Genomic DNA, 20,318 nt, shown 5'->3' with positions numbered 1-20,318 from the left:
CTGCTGACACGGCGGCTCAGAAATTGGTGATGATCCGGCTCTGGCCACCCTCGCGGATACCCTCGGCAATGTACTCGTTGACCTTGTTCATCAGTTTGAGGTAGTTTTCTTGGCTCGAGATCAGGGCCTGGAAATTGGTCCGTCCCTGCAGGTCGGCCAGCACACTTTCGTACTCGGTCTTGTCCTGGTCCGGGACCGGCTGGCCGGAATGCACCAAATGGTTGATGCTCTCCTCGAGCTGTTGCAGTCTGGTCACCAGGTCACGCATCTCCTGGTCATCCCCCACGCTGCGGGAGGAGCTTTCGTAGTAGCGGTACTCCGGGGTCTGGGCGATCAGACGGCCCAATTGGCGGGCCTCGGTTTCGATATCCATCGGGTTGTCTCCAATCCTCGACTCGGTTGGCAATATTAAAGCATGAAAAACATTTCGATAAGATACCCATCCCGGCGGCGGAAGTCAACCGCGGCCCCGGCTCAGAAAGCGCCCACCCGCAGGTCGAAACGCGGCCCGTGATAGCTGTCGTTCAGGCTGTGCACGTAGAACAGCCGCACCCGCACCCGGCTGAGCGAGAACCCGCCCCCCAGTGCGACTGAGGATTCCAGGCAGTCCAGGCTGCGGCTGAACAGGTCCAGGGAGCTGTCTCCTGGGCGGGACAGGCGGGTGGAGCCGGTGTCGAAATCCAGCTCCAGGCCGGGGTCGGTCAGGTGGCGGGACACCAGGGGAAACCGGAACGGCAGCAGGCGCTCGCAGCCCAGGCTGAGCAGCCAGAGACGGTCGCCGCGGCGGTCGAACAGGTTGAAATCGGGCTCGAAGGTGTCGAGGCCCTTGACCTCGGCCCCCAGACTGAACAGACGGTGCGGCGGAAGCCGCCCCCCGGCGGTCATGCCGGTCAGCCTGGCAAAAGCGTAGTTGCTCTCGCTCAGCAAGTGCCGCGCCCAGAACAGGTCGGCTCGCCAGAGCGAGTAGTCGAAATCCCCACCCAGCAGCCGGGCCGCCTTGAGCACCCGGAAACCGGCCGACCAGCCCTGCGGGAAAAACGGCCCGCCCGCGGTGCGGTCGATTGAGGTTCTCAGTTCCAGGGAAAAATCTCCACCCCTGTCAACCGGTGGATTGTCTTTCAGCAGTTCGGACTTGGCCACGGTCCAGACCCCGCGCCTGACCAGCGAGCGCACCTCGCTGCACTCGGTGGCCAGCTCCAGGCTGAGGCCTCCGGGGTACTCACGGCCCAGGCTCAGCCGTCCCCCGCGGCGGTCGTAGTAGTACTGACGGTCCCGGCCGCCGGCGAAGTAATACAGGCCGCTCCAGGGCTGGGCCGAACGCCAGGAATCGCTGCTGGCCGTGGCGGAGAAAAGCTCCAGGCCCGCCTTGATCCGACGCCGCGAGGAGACAGTCTGGCTCAGACTGAACGTGCCGCCCACCGCATGACGGGCGCTGGGGACGAGCAGAGAGACGCCCAGGCTGGGGCGGGACTGGTCCTCCACCACCTGTTTCAACCCGGCGGCGGGAATGCTTATCTCCTCCTTGCCGGTCAGGGTCAGGCCCCAGCCCCCCAGAAGGCCATCCACCCGGGAGTACGACGCAGGATAGAACCCGCCCAGCCCCTTGAAATCGAAAGCCCAGAACTTGCGCCGGCTCAGCACGCTAAGCGAGTCAGTCTGCGCAGGAAGAGCTGAGGGCAGGCAGGCAAGAAATAGCACCACCGCGGCCAGCCGCGCCGCGCGCCACTGGGCCGATTTCCGCATCTCCTGGATATCCCGCCTGCAGATCTGTCTCACCAGGGAAGCTCCGTCCGGCTGTCCTCGCCCAACGAAAAATCATCCACCCAGAGCTGGCCCCCGAACGCCTGCACCCCGGCCATCAGCTCGCTGGTGCGTGCGGTGAGACGGGCCTTGAGCTCGTAGCAGCGCCATTGCGTGTCCAGCACCACCCGCTGCTGCCAGATCGCCTGGGAGGCCGGCCCGCCCGGAGTGGAGTCCTTGAGGTATACTGTCGCCTCGCGCTTGTCGCTGTCGGCGCGCAGCCAGACCTTGAGCGTCACATCCGAGGCCGGGTTCACCCGGAACGAGCCGCTCACCAGGCGCGCCCAGATCCCGCGCTGGTTCGGCTGGATCCGGAAACACCAGCTCCCGGAGTGCGGAGCGTCTTTCACCGCCCCGGCGAAGGCGGGTTTCTGCCAGGGATCGGTGTAGATCATGCGCCAGCCGACCGCCGGGTTGCCGTTCCAGCCCTCCTGCGCCGCATTCGACTTTTCGAACCCCGGGTCCGGTATCTCGAAACGGGTGACAATCTTCGGCCGCAGTTCCCCGGGACTGTAATCCAGCGCGGCCCGGCTCACCGGCCCGCAGCGTCCCCACTTGTTGCGGCTTTTCAGCTCCAGGCTGTTCGCGCCGGGCTTGAGTTCCCAGAGAAAGTGGCTCCCGCAGGCTTCCCACTGGCCGTTGTCCAGCCGCCGCAGATAGGTGTCGAACTCGGGCGTGTTGGTGCTGAGTGTCATCTCCAGCACGCCCTCGCGGGTCACCGGACGGCGCAGGTCCAGCTCCACCTCGTCCAGCGGGAAATTCCAGTCCCGCTCATCCCGCACCGTGGGGCAGACCAGCGGCGGCGGGTCGCCCGGCTGCCACCAGGCCACGTGCTCCAGGCCGGTCATCAGGGGGTCGTTTAGCTGGTTGTTGGGCTGAAGGTAGCTGCCCGGCGCTCCCGCGGGCTTTGGGGCGAGCGGGTTGGAGAGAAAATCGTTGCGCGGGATCATCCGCACGTAGCTGTAGCAGCCGCTCTCGGCAGGAACGCTGTCCTGGGTGCGCCCCGGCTGCGAGCGGTTGGGGTTGTTATTGATCTCCCAGACCCCGGAGCCTTTGAGATCGCCCGTGGCGCGGCTCAACCGGTGCAGCTCCAGCGCGCCCAACGGAACACCGTCCTTGCGGTAAAAGTTGGCGGTCCAGGCGTCCATCACGATCCAGCGGCCGTAATCGTTGGACCAGAACTCGTGCGAGTGGTGCCAGTTGCAGGGCACGATCCGGCTCACCAGGCCGATCGAGGCCAGGGCCTGCATGGTCACGAGCTGCTTGTAGGTGCACCAGTACTGCTCCCCCTGCCCGACCCGGTCCAGAAGGCCGAGGGCGTTCCAGACCGGATATTCCACCGGCGCGGTGTGCGCCCAGAGGTTGCAGACCTTGAGCGCGATCCGGCTGGCCGCCTCCAGGTCGTCCTTCGCCCCGGCCACCAGGCTGTCCACGCCCAGGCGGCGGTTCAGCTCGCCGAGTTGCGGGTCATCCCAACGCTGGTAGCGGAACTCGTACGGCGGGAGATGCGCCGAGCCGTTGATGAATTCCCGGAAATGGATCCCGTGCATGGCCGCGGAGTCGGTCTCGGAGTTCGGTATCCAGTACTCGTAACCCACTCTCCCACCTCCGACTGCGGCCTGTGCCAGCAGGAAACAGGGCGATACGCAGAGCAGGGTAAGCTCAAATGCGGTGGTCAGCCTCATCGCTTTCCTCATGTATTGTGGGTTGCAGCGGAAAAAAGGCGCGCAGGTCAGCACTCACTCAATATAAAGCCAAGGTTGGTTTTCGCCATACCCTAATCGCCGTTCTCACGGATTACTGACAGGTTGGCCCCCCATACGGCCAATTGTTTGACCCCAGGGCACCGCGGCCTTATATTTAACTGCCATTTTGTCATACTACTTTCAAATGGGGACAGGGATGGAACTGGACGATTACAGGATACTGGTGACAGAGGATGACCAGGAATCGGCCTCGCGCGTGATAGGCTGGCTGAGCGCGGCCGGGATGCGGGTCGAGAGCACGGGCCGTCTGCCCGGAATCAAGAAGCTTTCCGAGACGACCGAACAGGCGCTGATCGTGATAATCACCGGGGCCGTGCACGAACCGGCCCGTCAGGCTTTCCTCCAGTCGATCAAGACCGCTCCGCCCGCCCTGGGCGTGATCTGTCTGGTCGAGCCGACCGAGCCGGAGAGCCTGTCGTATTTCGACCATTTGCTGGTGGATGAGGTGTTCGAGAAGCCGGTCCAGGACAACGAGATAGTCCAGGCGGTGAGCCGCCTGATCGAGCGCAAGCGCCTGATCGGCAGCACGCGGATAATCGGCCGCACCCCGGCCATGCGCGAGGTGATAGAGCGGGTGGCCCAGTACAGCCAGGTCAACTCCACGGTGATGATCTCGGGCGAGAGCGGTACTGGAAAGGAACTGGTGGCCCAGGCTATCCACAGCCTGAGCTCCCGCCGCCTGAAACCCTTCATCGCGGTCAACTGCGGCGCTATCGCCGAGGGCGTGCTGGAAAGCGAGCTGTTCGGGCACGAGAAAGGCTCGTTCACCGGGGCCACGGCCCTGCGCAAGGGGCATTTCGAGTTCGCCCACGGCGGGACCATTTTCCTGGACGAGGTGGGCGAAATGCCCCTGACCGTGCAGGTCAAGCTGCTGCGGGTGCTGGAGGAGCGCGAGATCATGCGCGTGGGCGGCAGCCAGCGCATCCGGGTGGATGTGCGGGTGGTGACCGCCACCAACAAGAACTTGGAGCTGGAGGTGGAGCGTGGCGCTTTCCGGCGCGACCTCTACTACCGGCTGAAAGTTCTCTCCATCCATGTGCCGTCGCTCCGGGAGCGCCGCGACGATATCCCGCTGCTGTTCGACGGGTTCATTCAGCAGTTCTGCCGCGAGAACAACCGCACGTTCGCCGGGATCGACGAGGACGCGCAGGAGGTGCTTAAAAACTACGACTGGCCGGGCAACGTGCGCGAGCTGCGCAACCTGGCCGAGTCTATGGTCGTGCTGTCGCTGGGCAGCCGTATCCGCGCCCGGGACATCCCGGAGCAGATCTACCGCCGCGGACGCCCGGAGCGCCTTCTACCGGTGCCGTTCGGTCAGGACAGCGCCGACTCCGGCGGCCCCCACGCCGAGGGCGCCGAGCTGCGGCTCCTCTACAAGGCGGTGATGACCATGCAGCAGGAGCTGCACGAGATCCGGCAGCTCCTTCTGGGCCAACGCCGGACCGGGCGCCTGGAGGATTTCTACGGCCCGCCGCCCCCGCCCGCGGGATCGTCCCAGGGACTCGGCCATGCCAACGGAGATATTTCGGAGATCGGCAGCGTGCAGTTCGAGGAGCCGGAGGAGCACTCCTCCGCCTCGCGCCGCGCGGGCAGCATGCGCGAGATCGAGCGCCAGGCGATCCAGCGCACCCTGGACAGTGTGGACGGCAACCGCCGACGGGCGGCCAAGGTGCTGGGGATCGGCGAGCGCACGCTGTACCGCAAGATCAGGGAGTATGGGCTGTAGAGAGATAACGGGCGAACCTTGTGTTCGCCCGCTTTTTTTCCCTGTCTCCAATGTTACACCCCCACCCGCTGACGAGGGCATCCCTCAAGAGTGGCTTTATACAGAAATGTCCTATGCCCTCCCACGCTGCTTATAAGAAGGCGTTTTCGTTCCCCTCTAAAAAGAGTGGTGGCAGCGCAAGCCGACGGGGTGTGTGGCTTCTGAATCGCTTCCGCCGAACCCTGTCAAGCCGCACCGCACAGCAGGCCGCTGGTTCCCCCCTTAGCAAGGGGGAGGTAAAAACAAACGGCCCGGCGCGCCGTGACCTCAATAGCAAAAAGGGCCGCCCCGCGCGTCCGGGACGGCCCTTCTGTTATCTCTTCATCCAACCGGCTCAGGCGATGGGGGCGTCGCTCAGACGGCCCAGCTCGGGGAGCTTGCCCACCAGAGGAAGGGCGTAGTCCACGAACTTCTGGCTGATCCCGTTGTCGCCCACTAGGTATTCCTTGGCCAGCGCGGTGGTGTGACGGGCCACTTTCTCCAGCGGCACCACATCATAGCTCACCTTGTAGGGGTTGCTGCTCACGCGGCGGATCGCCACGCTGCCGTCGCCCACGCCGCTCACCGCGGCCCGCACGGCCTCCACCCCCACCTGGCGCGCCTCGAGCTGGTCCACCTCGGAGACGATGCCGGGGAAACAGCGCTGCAGGTAACCGAACGTATCGGAGCGCACACGCTTGATATTCAGCCTCTCCTTGATCAGGTCGCTCAGGGCGTCGCCCAGCGCGCCGCTGCCCGAAAGCTGCACGTTGCCGTGGCTGTCGGTCTCGACCTTGCCGCGCACCACCTGGATGATCGGACTGCCGGACTCATCGTGCACGCCCTCGCTCACCGCGATGATGCAGCGGCCGTATTTCTTGTACACGGCGTCCACATCCGCCAGGAACTTGTCCACCACGAACGTGGTCTCGGGCACGTACACCAGGTGCGGCCCGTCGTCCTCATATTTCTTGCCCAGGACCGAGGCCGCGGTGAGGAACCCGGCATGACGGCCCATCACCACGCCGATGTAGACACCCGGCAGGCTGCGGTTGTCCAGGTTCGCGCCCTGGAACGCCAGGGCCACGAACCGCGCCGCCGAGCCGAAACCCGGGCAATGGTCGGTCTCGCGCAGGTCGTTGTCGATGGTCTTGGGGATATGGACCGCATTGAACTCGTAGTTGGCTTTCTTGGCCGCCTCGTTGATGATGTAGGCGGTCTCGGCGCTGTCGTTGCCGCCGATGTAGAAGAAATACCGCACCCCGTGCTTCTGGAAGACCTGGAAAATCTTTTCGCATTCCTCGGCCGTGGGCTTTTTGCGCACGCTGCGCAGGGCGCTGGATGGAGTGCGGGCCACCAGTTCCAGGTTCTCCTGGCTCTCGGCGCGCAGGTTGATGAAACGCTCCTTCAGGATACCGTCCACCCCGTTGAGCGCACCGTAGAGGTTGGTGATCAGGTCAGGATGCTTGTTGGCTTCGAGGATAGCACCGATCAGGCTCTGGTTGATCACATTTGTCGGTCCGCCGCTCTGGCCGATTACCGCCGCTCCACTCAACTGGCTTGCCATTTTATCTCTCCTGTTGCGCGTTTGAGAAAATAGTCTTTGAAATTGATTTCGTCCCCTGTTTTGGTTTCTTCCCCAGTCTGGAAAAGTAAAAATAATGTTAAAAATAAAAGCCGGCTTGCAGAATGTCAAGGCGGACAGCCAGTTGGCTCAATAGAACATTTTTTATCGATTGGGTTTGAAATAGAAAGAGATACGTCTGTCAAGACTGGACAAGGCGGCCGGGCAACGCAGAATTAATTGCAGCCTGCATCGATCAGCCGGAGCCGGCCAGAAGGTGCAGCAGGGCGAGCAGGTCGAAAATGTCGATCCGCCCGTTGCGGTCCAGGTCGAGGGCGTATTTCTGCTCCGGCGAGGGTGTGTCGCTGTGGCCCAGGACCCGCAGAAGGGTGAGCAGGTCGAAAATGCTCAGCTTGCCGTCCAGGTCGCCATCCCCCGGCGAGGGCGGCGTGAACCGGAACGACAGGTAGAGCGCGGGGGCCTGCGGCGGGTCGAACGAGACATTGCCGCCCAGGTCCTGCGCCAGGATGAAATAGCGCACCGTGGTCCCCCGCTCCAGGCCGGTCAGCTCGCCGCGGAACGTATCGCTCTGGCCGAGCCGTTTCAGGGCGAGGCTGTCGTTGAAAAGCGAGTCCCCCACGGCGCAGACCGCCAGCACGCGGGCCAGGTTGTCGTCCTTGACCGTGGCCTGCAGCCAGTAGCGCTGGGCTCCGGCCGTGGTGTCGGCGCTGGCCGAGGCCAGGGAAATCTCGGGCGGGTGGCTGTCGGACACGGTGAAAGAGAACACCTGCGACGGCGCTCCCGCGGGCAGAAAACCCTGGTTGCCCATGGCGTCCACCGCGCGAAGATAGTATTCCACAGTTGTCCCGGCGACCATCCCCGGTATGCCGGCCGCGCGCAGGCCGGCGCTGTCAGTCTGTCCGAAGGAGGACTTGAAGAATGTCGCACCGCCGGCCACCCGCCACAACACCACCGCCTGCTCTATATCCGAGCCGTCCTCGATCCTCGCCCGCACGGTATGTGTTTCGAGCCCGGCAGTGGGGTCCGGTGGCACGAGCGAGCTTATCACCGGCGGGGCCAGGTCGATCCCTTTCTGCGCCGCCACCTGGGCGTAGCGCACTCTGGCCGCGGCGGCCCGCGTGCGCAGCTCCTCCAGGCTCGCCCCCCCGATCACGGCCCAGGCCACGGGCACAGTACGCCCCGGCTTGAGGAACAGCGGCCCGGCCGAAAGCAGCTCGCTCCAGTCACCCTTGGGTCCGGACAGGCTGTCCCGCTCGCCGCCCGTGGTCATGGAGGCGAACTTTTCCGCCGTGCTGAACCCGTCCTGGATGTCCCGCGCGAAATTCAGGGCGCGGTAGCCAGCCACGGCCTGGGTCAGAAGGGCGTGGCCGACCCAGGCGCCGGAAGTGCTGTCGTACATGTAGGCCAGGGACGCGGCGCGGTCGAACCCGGCCAGGTCGTTGTCCCCGCTGCCGCCCACGTCCCAGTCCATGTGCTGGGCCACGTACAGGCCGTCCACCCCGCTGCCTTTAGTCTGGGTGAGGTTGTACTCCACGATCACGTAATCCCTGTCCGCGGCGTCGCTCCAGGCGTAGCTGTACTGGGAGACCTCGATCCGCAGAGGAACGGCGGCCAGGCTGTCGTTGTACACCCCGCTTATCTCCTGGTCGGCGTACTGTCCGGGCTGCGCCTTGACCAGGTTGCCGCCCGGAACCACGCTGAAATCGTGGTTGAACTTCACGCTGTTAGCGCCCATGCTGTTTTCGTTGTACGAGGCATCCGAGATAGTGGTCGGCCCGGTGGCCAGCATCAGCGCGCCCTGGAAAAGCTGGTCCCTGGACTGGCTTGTCCCGTCAGGATAGACAAACCCGCCGCCCTTGTCACCGTCCGTGCCGATCACGCCGTAGTTGGTGATCGACAGCCCGGCCCGGTTGAGGTTGTGGGCCAGGAAAGAATTCAGCGGCGGCTCCGGCTCGCCGCCCACGGCCAGGGCGAAACTCACCGTGTCGCGCACGGCCCCGGCGGTCAGGACCAGCTTGAAGGTGCGCAGCACCCCGCGCGGGATATGCACGCCGAAAGCGAGACCGAACGGCTGAGACTGGTTATCGCGGCTCTGGCCGGTGGTCATGGCGCCGAAAGAGGCCGTGGCGCTGGTAAAACTCACATCCGGGCTGGAGGAGAGCAGGCTGGCCGAGACACTCGAAGCCGCGGCGCCGTTGTTTATGACAGTGAGCCAGAGGCTGGCCTGCTCGCCGGGGTCGATCCGGGAGTCTCCGCCCGCGCTCACATTGAGCGCCAGGATGGCAAACGAGGGTTTGAGCGGGACAGTCAGCTTGCCCAGGGCGGCCGGGGCGTTGACGATCCCGTAGCCGTAGTAGTTGTCCGGCCCGGCGGTGTGGGTGTCGTCATCGGCGCTGTTACGGATCGCCGCGGTGACCTCGCCCGGGGTGAGCTCGGGGTTGTACTGACGGAGCAGCGCACCCAGCCCGGCCACCAGCGGCGAGGCGAACGAGGAGCCGTTCATCGTGGTGTAGCCGCCCCCTCCCACCGAGCCGCGGGTGGTCAGCACCTGGTGGCCGGGCGCCATCACGTCCGGCTTGATAGTTTTACCGTCGCAGAGCGAGGGCCCGATCAGGGCGTAATAGGGGCGCTGGTCCAGGCTGTCGATGGGACCGATCGCGAAGAACTCGGGGTTACTGCCCGGCGAGCCGACACGCGCGCCCACGTTGCCTGTGGCGATGAACACGGTCACTCCCAGGGCGGTCAGGTTGCGGATCGGCTCCCACATCCACTGCTCGCAGCCGTGGGTGTCGTCATCCGCGAAAGAGAGGTTGAGGATATCCGGGACATCGTCGATAGTGGCCGGGTCGCTGTCCGGGTCGGCCATCCACTGGAACGAGGAGAGGATTCTTTCGTTGGTCGGGCTGCCGTTGCTGTCGAAAGCCTTGGCCGCGATCCACTGGGCGTCCGGGGCCATGCCCAGCGTATCGGCCCCGTCCTGGCCCAGGATACAGCCCATCACCCCGGTGCCGTGGGTGATGCCGAGGTCGTCGATGGGGAAAGTGCTGCCGGTGACCGGGTCGTACCAACTCTCGACCGAGGTGGCCCCGTTGGCCCCGCGCCACTTGTTCTTGAGCGCCGGGTGGTTGCCGTCCACTCCCGAGTCGATTATCCCGACCAGCATTCCCCGTCCCGTTATCCCGCGTTTCCACAGCTCGCGCACCTTAAGGCGGGTCAGGGCCCAGTTGAAAGACTTGGCTGCGGACAGAGACACCGCGGAGGAGGCGGCCAGGCTGGCATCCGCCTGCACTGTGGTAGAGACTTCCTTTTTCTTTTCCTCGAGGGAGACTTTACGGCTGGCCAGCACCTGGCCCACATCCGCACGCGAGGCCAACTGGCGCACACCCTCGGGCGTGGCGTGCACCACCACCAGGTTGGTGATCCAGAAAGATTGGTATTCGCGGATTGGTCCGGCTTTACGCTTGGTCTGGGACAGGTGCCCAAGCAGCGTGGCCTGGGAGGCCTCGCTTTTCTGCTTGAGGGCGCGCAGCATACGTCCGTGACGCTCGGCGCGGGAGGCCCGGCCGGCGCGGAGCTGGTTTTCCAGGCCTAGGACATCCACCGCCAGGGACGGTCGCACCAGCACCGTGAGCTCGGAGTCGGGTGGGGCGGTCTGCAACACCGCCTCCAACTCGTCTTCAATTTTCTGCGCCCGGGCGGTCGAAACAGCCGGGACCAGAGCGGCGAGCAGGCAAAGCAGACAGAGACGCTGGAAACGGTTCATCGTTCTCCTGAGTGTTGGGGCGGGTTATCGGTTCGACTGCCAGCCGATATGTTTGCAAATCCCGTGCCTCAGGGGCGGCTGTCGCGCAGGGCCTTGATTTTTTCTATGATATTGGTGGTGGAATAGCCCGGCCGGAACGGAAGGGACAAAACCTGGCCGCCGCAGGAGAACACGAAATCCGAGCCGACTATCTTGTCCACGCTCCAGTCGCCGCCCTTGACCAGCACCTCGGGCCGCACCGCCCGGATCAGCTCGATCGGGGTGTCGTCCTCGAAGAACGTCACGCAGTCCACGCTGGCCAGCCCGGCCAGCATCAGGGCGCGGTCGGTCTGGGGGTTGATCGGCCGCTCCTCGCCCTTGAGACGCCGGACCGAGGCATCCGAGTTGAGGCCCACCACGAGGCAGTCGCCGCAGGCGCGGGCATCCTCTAAGTAGCCGATATGGCCGGGGTGCATGATATCGAAACAACCGTTGGTGAACACCACCCGCTGGCCGGAGGCGCGACGGCACGCCAGGTTTTCCAGCAGCGCCGGCAAAGACATGACCTTGTCCGCGGCCCGCACCGAGCCGGCGGCATCTTTCTCTCTATCCATCCAACTCTCCCCTAAAACCGTATTCAGCGTGTAATACTGTCACCTGCGGGGTGACAGTTACTCCGGCAGTCTCATTTGAGGATTATCCCCTCTTTGAGCACTACCCGGAAATAGTCGAAAGCGTCGTTGGGCCCGCCGGTGTCGAACCCGGCGATCTTGCCGGAGACCAGCGCCGGGCTGCCGCGGCTGAGGTCCTCCAGCATCTTCATGTTGTTGGGCAGATCGAGCACCTGCAGGGTGACATAGCTGCGGGATTCCGGGCCTTCCATCACCAGGTCCAGACGGTGCTGGCCGCTCTCGTCGCTGACCGCCTTGACCAGGCCGCTCCAGATCACCCGCTCGCCGAGGTATTTCTTGCGGATCGACTCGCGGCTGAACTCCGTGACCGCCGGGTCGAGGAAAGCCCGTTTGAGCTCCAGATAGGGCACCCCCTGCACCGCGGCGCCGGCGGTCACCTGCTGGGCCGCGGCCGCCATGTCGGCCGGGCCGCCGCGGCGTTGAGAGCGCCCGGTGATCAGCCAGGTGAACACCAGGAAAGCCGACAGGACACAGACCACCAGTAAAACGATCATCAGCGGCGAGAAAGTGATGTCGCCCGAGATGTCGAACACGGCCCGCAGCCCGCGCCCCTCGCGGGCCGGGTCCTGGAGCGAGAACCCGCAGGCCGGGCAGTAGAGCGCACCCAGGCGCGTCTCGGTCCCGCAGGCCGGGCAGGCTCGCAACGGCTTGCGTTTCTGAAGCGCCGTGCCGCCCACGGTTGCAGGCAACTGCGTCACTGGAGCCGGGGATGTCTCGATGAGCGAAAGCCCGCCAGATTGAATCTGCACGGGCTCAACGGCGAGGCTCGGTTCAGCATCGGCAACCGGCGCAGTCGCGGACTGGCGGCCGAAACTCCAGCCGCAGCCCTCGTACGGACAGCGCGCCGGCCCCTGGCCAGGGTCGAAATCGAACTCCCGGCGGCAACTGGGGCAGCGGATTTTCATGCTCAGTAATCGTACCCGAAAAAGAAGTTAGTGTAGTACCGGCTTCTGAACAGAGCGGGGTCGCCGTGCTTGAGCCAGTTTATCCGGCGCGCCCGGTCCAGGCGGATCACCAGCGCCCCGCCCAGACTCATACGGAAACCGAACCCGGCGCTGCCCAGCAGCCCTGGGTAGTCCTCGCTGTTTTCCCAGGCGTTGCCCGCATCCACGAACAGGGCCCCCTGGATGCCGGGGAACGGTATCCGCCCGATGGGGGTGTAGAAATCCACCTGGTGGAACAGCGGGAACCGCAGTTCCTGATTCAGCAGCACGCTCCGCGAGCCGATGATCGACCAGCGCGGGTAGCCGCGCAGGGTCCAGCTTCCGCCCATCACGTAGCGGTAGGGTATCTTTCCCCCGCTGAATCGTCCCTGCACCCTGACGGCATAAGATGAGAACGTACTCAATCTAAAATATTTCCTCAAGTCCAGCAACAGTGAAATATTGTCCGTGCGTCCCTTGGACAGATCGGTGGTCAGGGCCATCCCCAGATGCCAGCGCTCCCCGTCCACCGGCCCGTACTGGGTGAACAGCGAGGTGTCCTTGATCAGGGACACCGAGTTGGTCACCAAGTAAGAGTCGCGGATGAAATCCAGGAAATAGTCATCCCGGTAGCTCTTGAGGAACCCCATGCTGGTCTCGACCCGGTAGAACTTGGACACCGGATAGCTGATCAGCCCGAACACGCCGTGGTCGCGCTCGTAGAAAAAGTCATCCGTGCGAAAATCGATGAAACGCCCGGCGAAGCGGTAGGCCCCGTAGCCGTAGTTCACCCGCGAGCTGCGGTTGTAGTAGACCACGCTGCCGCTGAAACTGTCCCAGAAATCATCGGTCGAGGTGGCGCTGTTGCCCGCGCCGATCAGGATCAGCTCATCGCCCATCAGGTCCGAGAACATCAGCAGGCCCGAGCCGAACGTGCCGCCGTAATATGGAGTGGGGTCGTAGCCCACCGAGGCGAAAGCGAAATCGAGGGTGAAATCGCGCTTGTAGGGTTTCTGCTCGGATTTCTCGCTCTTGGGGTGGTCCTTGTAGTCACGCCACTCCCACTGCTGGGCCACGGTCTTGCGGTCCAGGCTCAGGCTGTCCACCGTGGAATCGGGCAGCGGCAGGAAATAGATGCCGTAGGTCTGCCTGTCCAGGGCGGAATAGCAGAACCCCGAGTCGGCGGGGGCCCAGTCGAATCCCAGCATGCCGTTGAAAAACTTGGTCATCTGGCCGCCCTGGCCCTGAAGGTCGACCGCGAAGATGTTGGGCAGGCCGTTACGGTCGGAGACGAAGGCCACCCGGTCGCCGCGGGCCGAGAAACGCGGCTGGGTGTCGTTCCAGTGGCCGCGGGTCAGGTAGTCGATGCTGCCGCTTTCCATGTCGTAGAGGAACAGGTTCTGGAAGCCGGCCTCGCCGAAAGCCGTGCGGTCGGAGCAGAAAACGATTTTCTTGCCGTCCGGAGAGAAATCGGGGTACTCATCGGAGTAGCGGTCGTTGGTCAGGCGGGTCAGGCGGCCGCTTTCGAGGTTGAACAGGTAGAGGTCGGAAAACCCCGACACGTTCAGCCCGCTGAACACGATGTTCTCGTCATCCGGGGCCCAGGCCGGCGCGCTGATCCCCACTAGGCCCTTGAACCGGTAGCGCCCCACCTTGCGGTTACGGTCCAGGTCGAACAGGAACAGGGCATCCTTCTCCTGGTACTTGCTCGAAAAGACCAGGATGGCCTTGTCGTTGACATCCATGCGAGTGCGCAGGGGGTGGAACGACTCGTACTCGGCGCTGCGCCCGCCCCGCACGTGCTTTTTGAGGTCTTTCTCCCCTTTTTCCAGACGCACGCTGTAGATATCCAGGTAGCCGGTGCGCGCGCTGACAAAGGCCACGCGCGGGCGGCCCGAGCGCGGGTCCAGGTAGGCCGCGGGGTGGATGTTGGCGAAACTCTTGGTGGCGACCTTGGTGATCCCGGAGATCAGCATCTCGTCGTTGTTGATCAGGTCGGGATAGTATTTCTTTTTCAGCTCGTTCTGCCAGATCAGGTTGAACTGCTCCGTGCTCACCCCGTAGACATATTCGAACAACTGGTCGAAATCGCTGAACTGCCAGAGGTTTTCGTACATACGCACGATCATCTCATCGCCGTAGCGCTGGCCCAGAAGGTAGAAGACCGACTCGCCCAGCTTGTAGATGATGCCGCCGCCCAGCATGTCGATATTCTCCATCGGAGGGACGCGGTCGCTCAGCACCATGTCGCGCATGTACATGTCGGCCTCTGAGTTCCAGCGCGTGCTGAAATACTCGGCCAGGCCCTCGGTCCACCACAGCGGAAGATGGGCCTTGTTCTTGTGCGGGTGGGTCCGGTAGGCCTCGTTGGCCTTGCTGATCTCGAACACGTGCACCATCTCGTGGCGCAGCACGTGGCGGAAATCATCGAACGAGCCGTTGAACGGCAGCACCACGCGGCCTTTCATGAACTCGGTGAAACCGCCGACACCCTCGGAGATGAAACCCTCGACCGTGTTGGTCTGCTCGAAATACTGGTGGGCGCTGAAAATGATCAGCGGAACGCGGCGGAAAACGTGGTGGTCGAACTTGAAACTCAGCTCCTGGTACACCGCCTCGGCCTCTTTGAGGGCGAGGTAGGCGATCTCCTCCTCCTCCGGGTAGTAGTAGAGGTCGATATGCTCGCCGGCCAGGATATGCCAGTCGAAGGAGCTGTACTGCACCTTGTTTTTGCCGAAACCCTCGAACTGGGCGAGCGCGGCGCCCGCCCCGAACAGCAGCAGCGCAGCTGTCACCGCCGGGACGAGCCGCGCGAGTGTCCGCGAGCGGGACAATGAAACCACCGGCATCCGGGACCTCCGGGATACAGTCTGGAAAATTCCTTGAATGTTCATTCCAGTTCAGCGTTCCACGAAAGCGCCGGCCATCGCCTCAACCTCGGTCCCCTCCCGCTCTGCGACAACTCCTCCCCTGTCCCGCCCCTCCCGGGTTCGGCGCACGCTATGCGGACAAGCATCATTTAATACTGACCAGCCTCCGGTTTGTTCCGCAAGAGCGTATGCGAATCCGACTTTCGGGGATTGACCGCTGTTGCAGCCGGGCGGTTGTCATGGCTCTCCGACTTCAGATTCCGGCCCGGGCCAGGGCGTCGCGCAATGCGCCATTATCCTGGAACAGCGCCTGATCCAGCCTGCCCTGTACGCAAAGCTCCAGCGCCAGGGGGGCGTACCACGGCAGGGCCAGGCCGGCCGCGGCCAGGAGCATGACATTCGCGGCCGAGGGCTCCAGGCTTTCCAACTCGGTGAGTTTTCCCTCCCGCAGCAGGAAAGCTTTCTCGCCCGGGGCCAGGTGCAGGATATCCTCAGCCGCCCGGCTGGTAAAGAGCAAGGCCGGCCCCGCGCCGCTGCGGGCCAGGGCGAAAAGCCTGTCTCTCAGGGATGGCTCCAGACGCCGCGGGGAGAAGTCCAGGACAATGAGCCGCGGGGCCTGGGCGAACAGGGCCGCGGCCAGAAGGCCCAACTGCTCATCCGCCTCCAGCTCGGCCACCGGAGTGTCGAGGCAGTTGTCGAACCCCAGGCGGGATGCCACCTCAGCCACCCGCGCCCACCGCTGCTCCAGCCGTGCGCCGCAGTGCAGCAGCCCGATGGAAAGCTCCTCGCCCACCTCGAAAGTCTGCAACTGGTACTCCGGCTCCTCGAACACCAGCGAGGCCTGCGGGCGCTCCCAGTCCCCCACCGGCGTGGCGGTAACCGGGGGCCAGTCCAGCCCACCGGAGGACGGAGAGTCCAGCCCGGCCAGCACCCGGGCCAGGGTGGTCTTGCCCGCGGCGTTGGGGCCAAGGATAAGGCTCACCCCGGCCAGCGGCAGACAGGCGGAAAGGCCGCTCAGCACCGGGGGCAGCACAGGGCCGTAGGCAAAGGAAAGATTGTCCAGAACAAGGCCGTTTTCAGACACATCCGCTCCCATAAAAATTTCAATGTCATCCGCACAGCTTTGTATCTCACTTAGGGGCACGCTGCAGCGTGCCCGAGCCTCGGACCTATATAAGAAGCGATCAGCCCGCTGCAGGGGCGACCGGCCGGTTGCCCCTACGGTAAACTCCTGATTCTCGCTGACACTCGGCCCTGCGTCCCAGGCTCCGACCGGCTCGTCCGCCAAGGCAACAAAAAACCGGACGGCCTCCAGTTCAGCCGTCCGGTCAAAGATAACAGCCGCGGTGCGCGGGGGGAACCTCTTTCCATCCCAGCGTATCAACCGTAGGAGTGCAGGCCACCTAGCACCGAGTTGCCCACGAAAGTGAGCACCGCGAACAGGAAACCAAGGATCGCCGCCACGGCGCTCTGGTTGCCGCTCCAGCGCCGCACGTAGCGTGCGTGCAGGTAGACCAGGAACACCAGCCAGACAATCAGGCTGCCCATCTCCTTGGGGTCGTTGGACCACCACTTGCCCCAGGCGTAGTGCGCCCAGACCGCCCCGGCGATCAGCGCGCCGAAAGTGAAAATCGGAAAGCCCAGGCTCACCGTGCGGTATGACATGGAATCCAGGGTCTCGAGCGACGGCACCCGCGGGCGCAGCCGCCCGGACAGATACGCGAACAGCACGTAGAACGGCAGAGCCAGCAGCAGCATGTAGCCGATAAACGCCGCCTCGCGTCCGCTCTCCAGCGGCAGGAGGCTCTCCTGGAACAGGGAGTTATACTGCTGGATTATTTGATTACGGCGGGTCTGCAGGGCGACCAGGCTCAGCGGCAGGCCCGCCTCGCGGATGAAATTGTCCTGCTCGTGCAGGGCTTGCTGAAGCCCGCGGCGCTCCTCGCGTATCTCGCCCAGGGTCAGGGGGAACTGGGTCTCGCCGGCCTGCGGGTGCGCGGCCAGCACCTCGGCGGCATCCTCCCGGCTCAGGGTGTGCTTGGTCCGGGCGTGAAGGGCCTCCAGGGCGAGGAACAGGTCCAGCCGCTCCTGCCGGGTCTGACGGACAGTGGACCAGAGCGCCTCATCCAGGCTTTCCACGCCCGCGGGCAGGGATGCGCTCAGCTCATCCACCGCCTGGATACGCGCGGCCAGGGATTGCATCTTTTCCGTGGAGCGGTTGACCAGCGAGCCGAGGGTCATGCCGCTGGCCAGAAGGGCCAGCACGCTCAGGGCGAACAGCAGGCCGCCGTAATTGCCCGGACCGCCCCCGACCAGGCGGCGCCAGAGAAGGATATAAATCGGCACGGCCAGCAGGAACGCCCCGCCCATGAGGCTGATAAACAACTGGACTCCACCCAGTCCGGTCAGGGTGATCCCGGCAGCGCGCAGGCCCAGGCAGACCAGCATCCCGGCGCTGAGGGACACTGCCAGCAGCAACAGGCTGCGGGTCTTGGCCTCGCGGCTCACTTTCTCGGGCTGGGCGTTCTTGATCAGGTAGAGCACGCTGGTGACAAAAGCCACGGCAAAGGCGGCCTCGCCGATGATGGTCATCGAGACATGTATCTTGAGCCAGTAGGACTGCAACGCCGGCACCAGGGTCATCTCCAGACGCTGCGGATACATCCCGGCGAACACAACAGCCAGGAAAATCCCCGGCGAGACGCAGGCCCCCACGAAAGCCGAACGCGCCTTGAACATCACGATGAAATAGAACAGGGCCACGAACCAGGCCAAAAAGCTCAGGTACTCGTAGGAGCTTGAAATGGGCACCCGCCCCTGGGCCAGCCAGCGCCCGGCGATTGTCACGGTCAGGCTGGCCCAGCCCAGGCCGATCAGCAGCAGGGCCAGGCGTCCCACCCAGCGCGCGGATGCGGAACCCTCTTTCGGCAGCAGGCCGATGAAATGCAGCAGCATCCCGGCGAAAAAAGTCCAGAGCGTCACCTCGTAAAGGACAGGCTCCATTTTCACCCCTTTCCTTCCGGGCTCGTCCCGGCGGGCTTGTCAGCCGCGCCCGCCCTGTCGCCCGGCGCTGAGAGAATCGTCCCGGCGAGGCGGTCGAACTCGGCCCCGAATGGCTGTTTCCACTTGTAGGACAGTCCGGCGACCGAGACATGCGCGCCGCTGTCTCCCTCCGGCCGCACCAGGACCCAGAACTCGCGGTGGTTGACGTAGAACGACAGGGTCACCCCCAGGGCCATCAGCAGGAAACCCAGCCAGATCACGTTCTGCGAGCGGTGGGTGCGGATGGTCAGCCCGGTGAGGTAGCCTTTCCCGTAGTCTTTCAGCACCACGGCCCAGGGCAGGCCCGGACGGTGGCTGAAATTGGGGAAATTCTTGAACACCCAGACCCGCATCAGTTCCTGTCCATCGCGAATGACCTGGACCTCGGCGGCCGGGTTGCGGTCCTCGCCGCCGGAGGCCGCCACCTGGCCCTGAGCGTTCATCTGGAACGTGCCCACGAACCGTGCCACCCGCACCGAATCGCCGCTTTCGCCCAGGGGCAAGGCCTCGCCGCCGGGCTTCAGGCGCAGGCTGTGTGTTTCGTGGCTTGCCGCTGCGCTGTCGGTGGACTCGAACGTAAGCTCCACCCAGTCGGCCCCCTCGCCGCCCGGCGCGTAGGAGCTTTGGTAGAAATACACGCCGCGCTGGATCAGCGGGTCGTTAACCTTGATGATGTGCGAAAAAAGCGGTTTCCGGTCGGCCCCCTCGCCCTCCAGCACCGTGACCGTGGACAGGTAGGCCAGGGGCTTGCCCTGCGGGGTGAACTGGGCCTCGAAACGGTCGAGCTGCACGCTGAACAGTGCCCCGGCGGCAAGTGCCGGGTCCAGCTCGCGCCAGTCACTGTCGCGCACCCGGCTGTCCAGTTCCAGCAGTGATGAGGGAGCGGAAGGCAAGCCGAAAGCTTTGCGCAGACGGCCACGGACCAGCTCGAACTGGTAGGCCGGAGTGGCCAGGTAGCTCATGTCCGGCACCCGGACCGTGTCGCCCGGGGCCATCCACTGGAAATGCTCGAAGCTCAGGAGGTAGCTTATCGCCGCGCCCAGGATCACGAGCACCATGGCGATATGGGTGAAAAAGGGCCCCAGCGGGCTGAACCGTCCCCGCCGGCCGTAGAGCAGACGCACTCCCGCCGCCTCGCCCGCGCTCTCGAACACCCGGTAGCCGTCCTTGCGCAGCAGCACCGAGGCACGGGCAGCCGCCGCCTGCGGGTCGAGATCCAGCCTGGCCGCGCGGTGGTTCGCCTGGTCGCGGTAGCTCTTTTCCTCTTTCAGGAAATGCACACGACGGACAAGGCGGAGTATACCGCCCAGACGGTTGAACGAGCAGACCAGGATGTTGAAGCAGAGCAGGGCCAGAAGGAGATAGTACCACCAGACCGTAAAAAGACGATCCAGGCCCAGGAAAATGAAAAGCCCGCCCAACACCCGGCCGAACTTGTCGAGGTAGAGCATCTCGAGCGAGCCGGCAAAGCCGTCCGGCGGGTACTGCGGCAGCAGCACGCCGATCACGCTGACCGTGGTCATAATAATCAGCAGCGCCACGGCGAACTTCATCGAATCCATCAGCTCCCAGAACAGGCCGGCCAATGTCCGGCGGGGCTTCTCCCTGTTCGCCAAAGCCATTCTCCCCTTTCGGTTGATCCGCGGATTGGGCCGGCCCCACCGCCGGCCCCGCTTTTCACCCTGTGTTGAATCGAGCCGGGCGGGATTTGTTACAGCCGATGGACCGCTATCTCACTCCCATTCGATTGTTGCGGGCGGCTTGCTGCTGATATCGTAGACCACCCGGTTCACCCCGTTCACCTCGTTGATGACGCGGTTGGAGACCCGGCCCATCACCTCGGGCGGCATGCGGTACCAGTCGGCGGTCATGCCGTCCCGGCTGGTCACCGCGCGCAGGGCGATCACGTTGTCATAGGTGCGCTCATCGCCCATCACCCCCACGGTCTGAACGGGAAGCAGCACGGCGAACGCCTGCCAGATCTCATCGTAAATCCCCGCGGCGCGTATCTCGGAGATGTAGATGTCATCCGCCTCACGAAGGATATCCAATCGCTTGCGGGTAATCTCGCCCAGCACGCGCACGGCCAGCCCCGGGCCGGGGAACGGGTGACGGCCGGTCAGCTCGTGCGACAGCCCCAGCTCGCGTCCCACC

Annotated in this window: 13 protein-coding genes; 1 reads left to right on the top strand and 12 read right to left on the bottom strand. The window is 64.4% G+C overall.

Features of this window, described 5'->3' with window-relative positions; genetic code table 11:
* Positions 1-16: 16 nt before the first annotated feature.
* From LLH00_15660 to LLH00_15650, 3 genes are all read right to left on the bottom strand, one after another.
* On the bottom strand, positions 17-373 hold the full coding sequence (locus tag LLH00_15660; protein MCE5272717.1) for a YlbF family regulator: 357 nt from the start codon (positions 371-373) through the stop codon (positions 17-19).
* A gap of 101 nt (positions 374-474) precedes the next feature.
* Positions 475-1,776 carry a hypothetical protein gene (locus tag LLH00_15655; protein ID MCE5272716.1) on the bottom strand — a complete coding sequence of 434 codons (1,302 nt, stop codon included), beginning with the start codon at positions 1,774-1,776 and terminating at the stop codon, positions 475-477.
* On the bottom strand, positions 1,773-3,485 hold the full coding sequence (locus tag LLH00_15650) for a transglutaminase-like domain-containing protein (GenBank protein MCE5272715.1): 1,713 nt from the start codon (positions 3,483-3,485) through the stop codon (positions 1,773-1,775). The genes LLH00_15655 and LLH00_15650 overlap by 4 nt, the downstream gene beginning before the upstream one ends.
* A 217-nt stretch (positions 3,486-3,702) precedes the next feature.
* Here LLH00_15650 and LLH00_15645 point away from each other — a divergent pair, with 217 nt between their 5' ends.
* Positions 3,703-5,292, top strand: coding sequence for a sigma 54-interacting transcriptional regulator (locus LLH00_15645; protein ID MCE5272714.1), 1,590 nt, complete (start codon positions 3,703-3,705; stop codon positions 5,290-5,292).
* A 373-nt stretch (positions 5,293-5,665) separates the two neighbouring features.
* On the opposite strand, the gene LLH00_15640 is transcribed toward LLH00_15645, so the two are convergent.
* The 9 genes from LLH00_15640 to LLH00_15600 all read right to left on the bottom strand — a co-directional run.
* Positions 5,666-6,877, bottom strand: a complete 1,212-nt coding sequence (locus tag LLH00_15640) for a 6-phosphofructokinase (GenBank protein ID MCE5272713.1) — start codon at positions 6,875-6,877, stop codon at positions 5,666-5,668.
* Positions 6,878-7,130: 253 nt separating this feature from the next.
* Positions 7,131-10,658, bottom strand: coding sequence for a S8 family serine peptidase (locus tag LLH00_15635; protein MCE5272712.1), 3,528 nt, complete (start codon positions 10,656-10,658; stop codon positions 7,131-7,133).
* Between the two features lie 68 nt (positions 10,659-10,726).
* Positions 10,727-11,251, bottom strand: a complete 525-nt coding sequence (gene rfaE2, locus LLH00_15630) for a D-glycero-beta-D-manno-heptose 1-phosphate adenylyltransferase (GenBank protein ID MCE5272711.1) — start codon at positions 11,249-11,251, stop codon at positions 10,727-10,729.
* Positions 11,252-11,322: 71 nt separating this feature from the next.
* The gene (locus LLH00_15625) at positions 11,323-12,234 is read right to left on the bottom strand and encodes a hypothetical protein (protein ID MCE5272710.1); all 912 of its coding nucleotides are present in this window, start codon (positions 12,232-12,234) and stop codon (positions 11,323-11,325) included.
* A 2-nt stretch (positions 12,235-12,236) separates the two neighbouring features.
* Positions 12,237-15,101: a hypothetical protein gene (locus LLH00_15620; GenBank protein MCE5272709.1), complete on the bottom strand. Its 2,865-nt coding sequence runs from the start codon at positions 15,099-15,101 to the stop codon at positions 12,237-12,239.
* A 274-nt stretch (positions 15,102-15,375) separates the two neighbouring features.
* Positions 15,376-16,206 (bottom strand): ATP-binding cassette domain-containing protein, encoded by an 831-nt coding sequence (locus tag LLH00_15615; GenBank protein MCE5272708.1) that lies wholly within the window; start codon positions 16,204-16,206, stop codon positions 15,376-15,378.
* Between the two features lie 296 nt (positions 16,207-16,502).
* Complete coding sequence (ccsA, locus tag LLH00_15610; protein MCE5272707.1) at positions 16,503-18,125, bottom strand: cytochrome c biogenesis protein CcsA; 1,623 nt, start codon at positions 18,123-18,125, stop codon at positions 16,503-16,505.
* A gap of 2 nt (positions 18,126-18,127) precedes the next feature.
* Entirely contained in the window at positions 18,128-19,780 is a 1,653-nt protein-coding gene (locus LLH00_15605; protein ID MCE5272706.1) for a cytochrome c biogenesis protein ResB, read from the bottom strand.
* Between the two features lie 117 nt (positions 19,781-19,897).
* Positions 19,898-20,318, bottom strand: a 421-nt coding sequence (locus LLH00_15600) for a GMP synthase (glutamine-hydrolyzing) (GenBank protein ID MCE5272705.1), incomplete at its 5' end; no start/stop codon positions are given.

It is taken from the genome of bacterium (assembly GCA_021372515.1).
Lineage (GTDB): Bacteria > Gemmatimonadota > Glassbacteria > GWA2-58-10 > GWA2-58-10 > JAJFUG01.
Note: the sequence above shows the minus strand (reverse complement) of the source record. Positions and strands in the feature narration are given on the sequence as shown.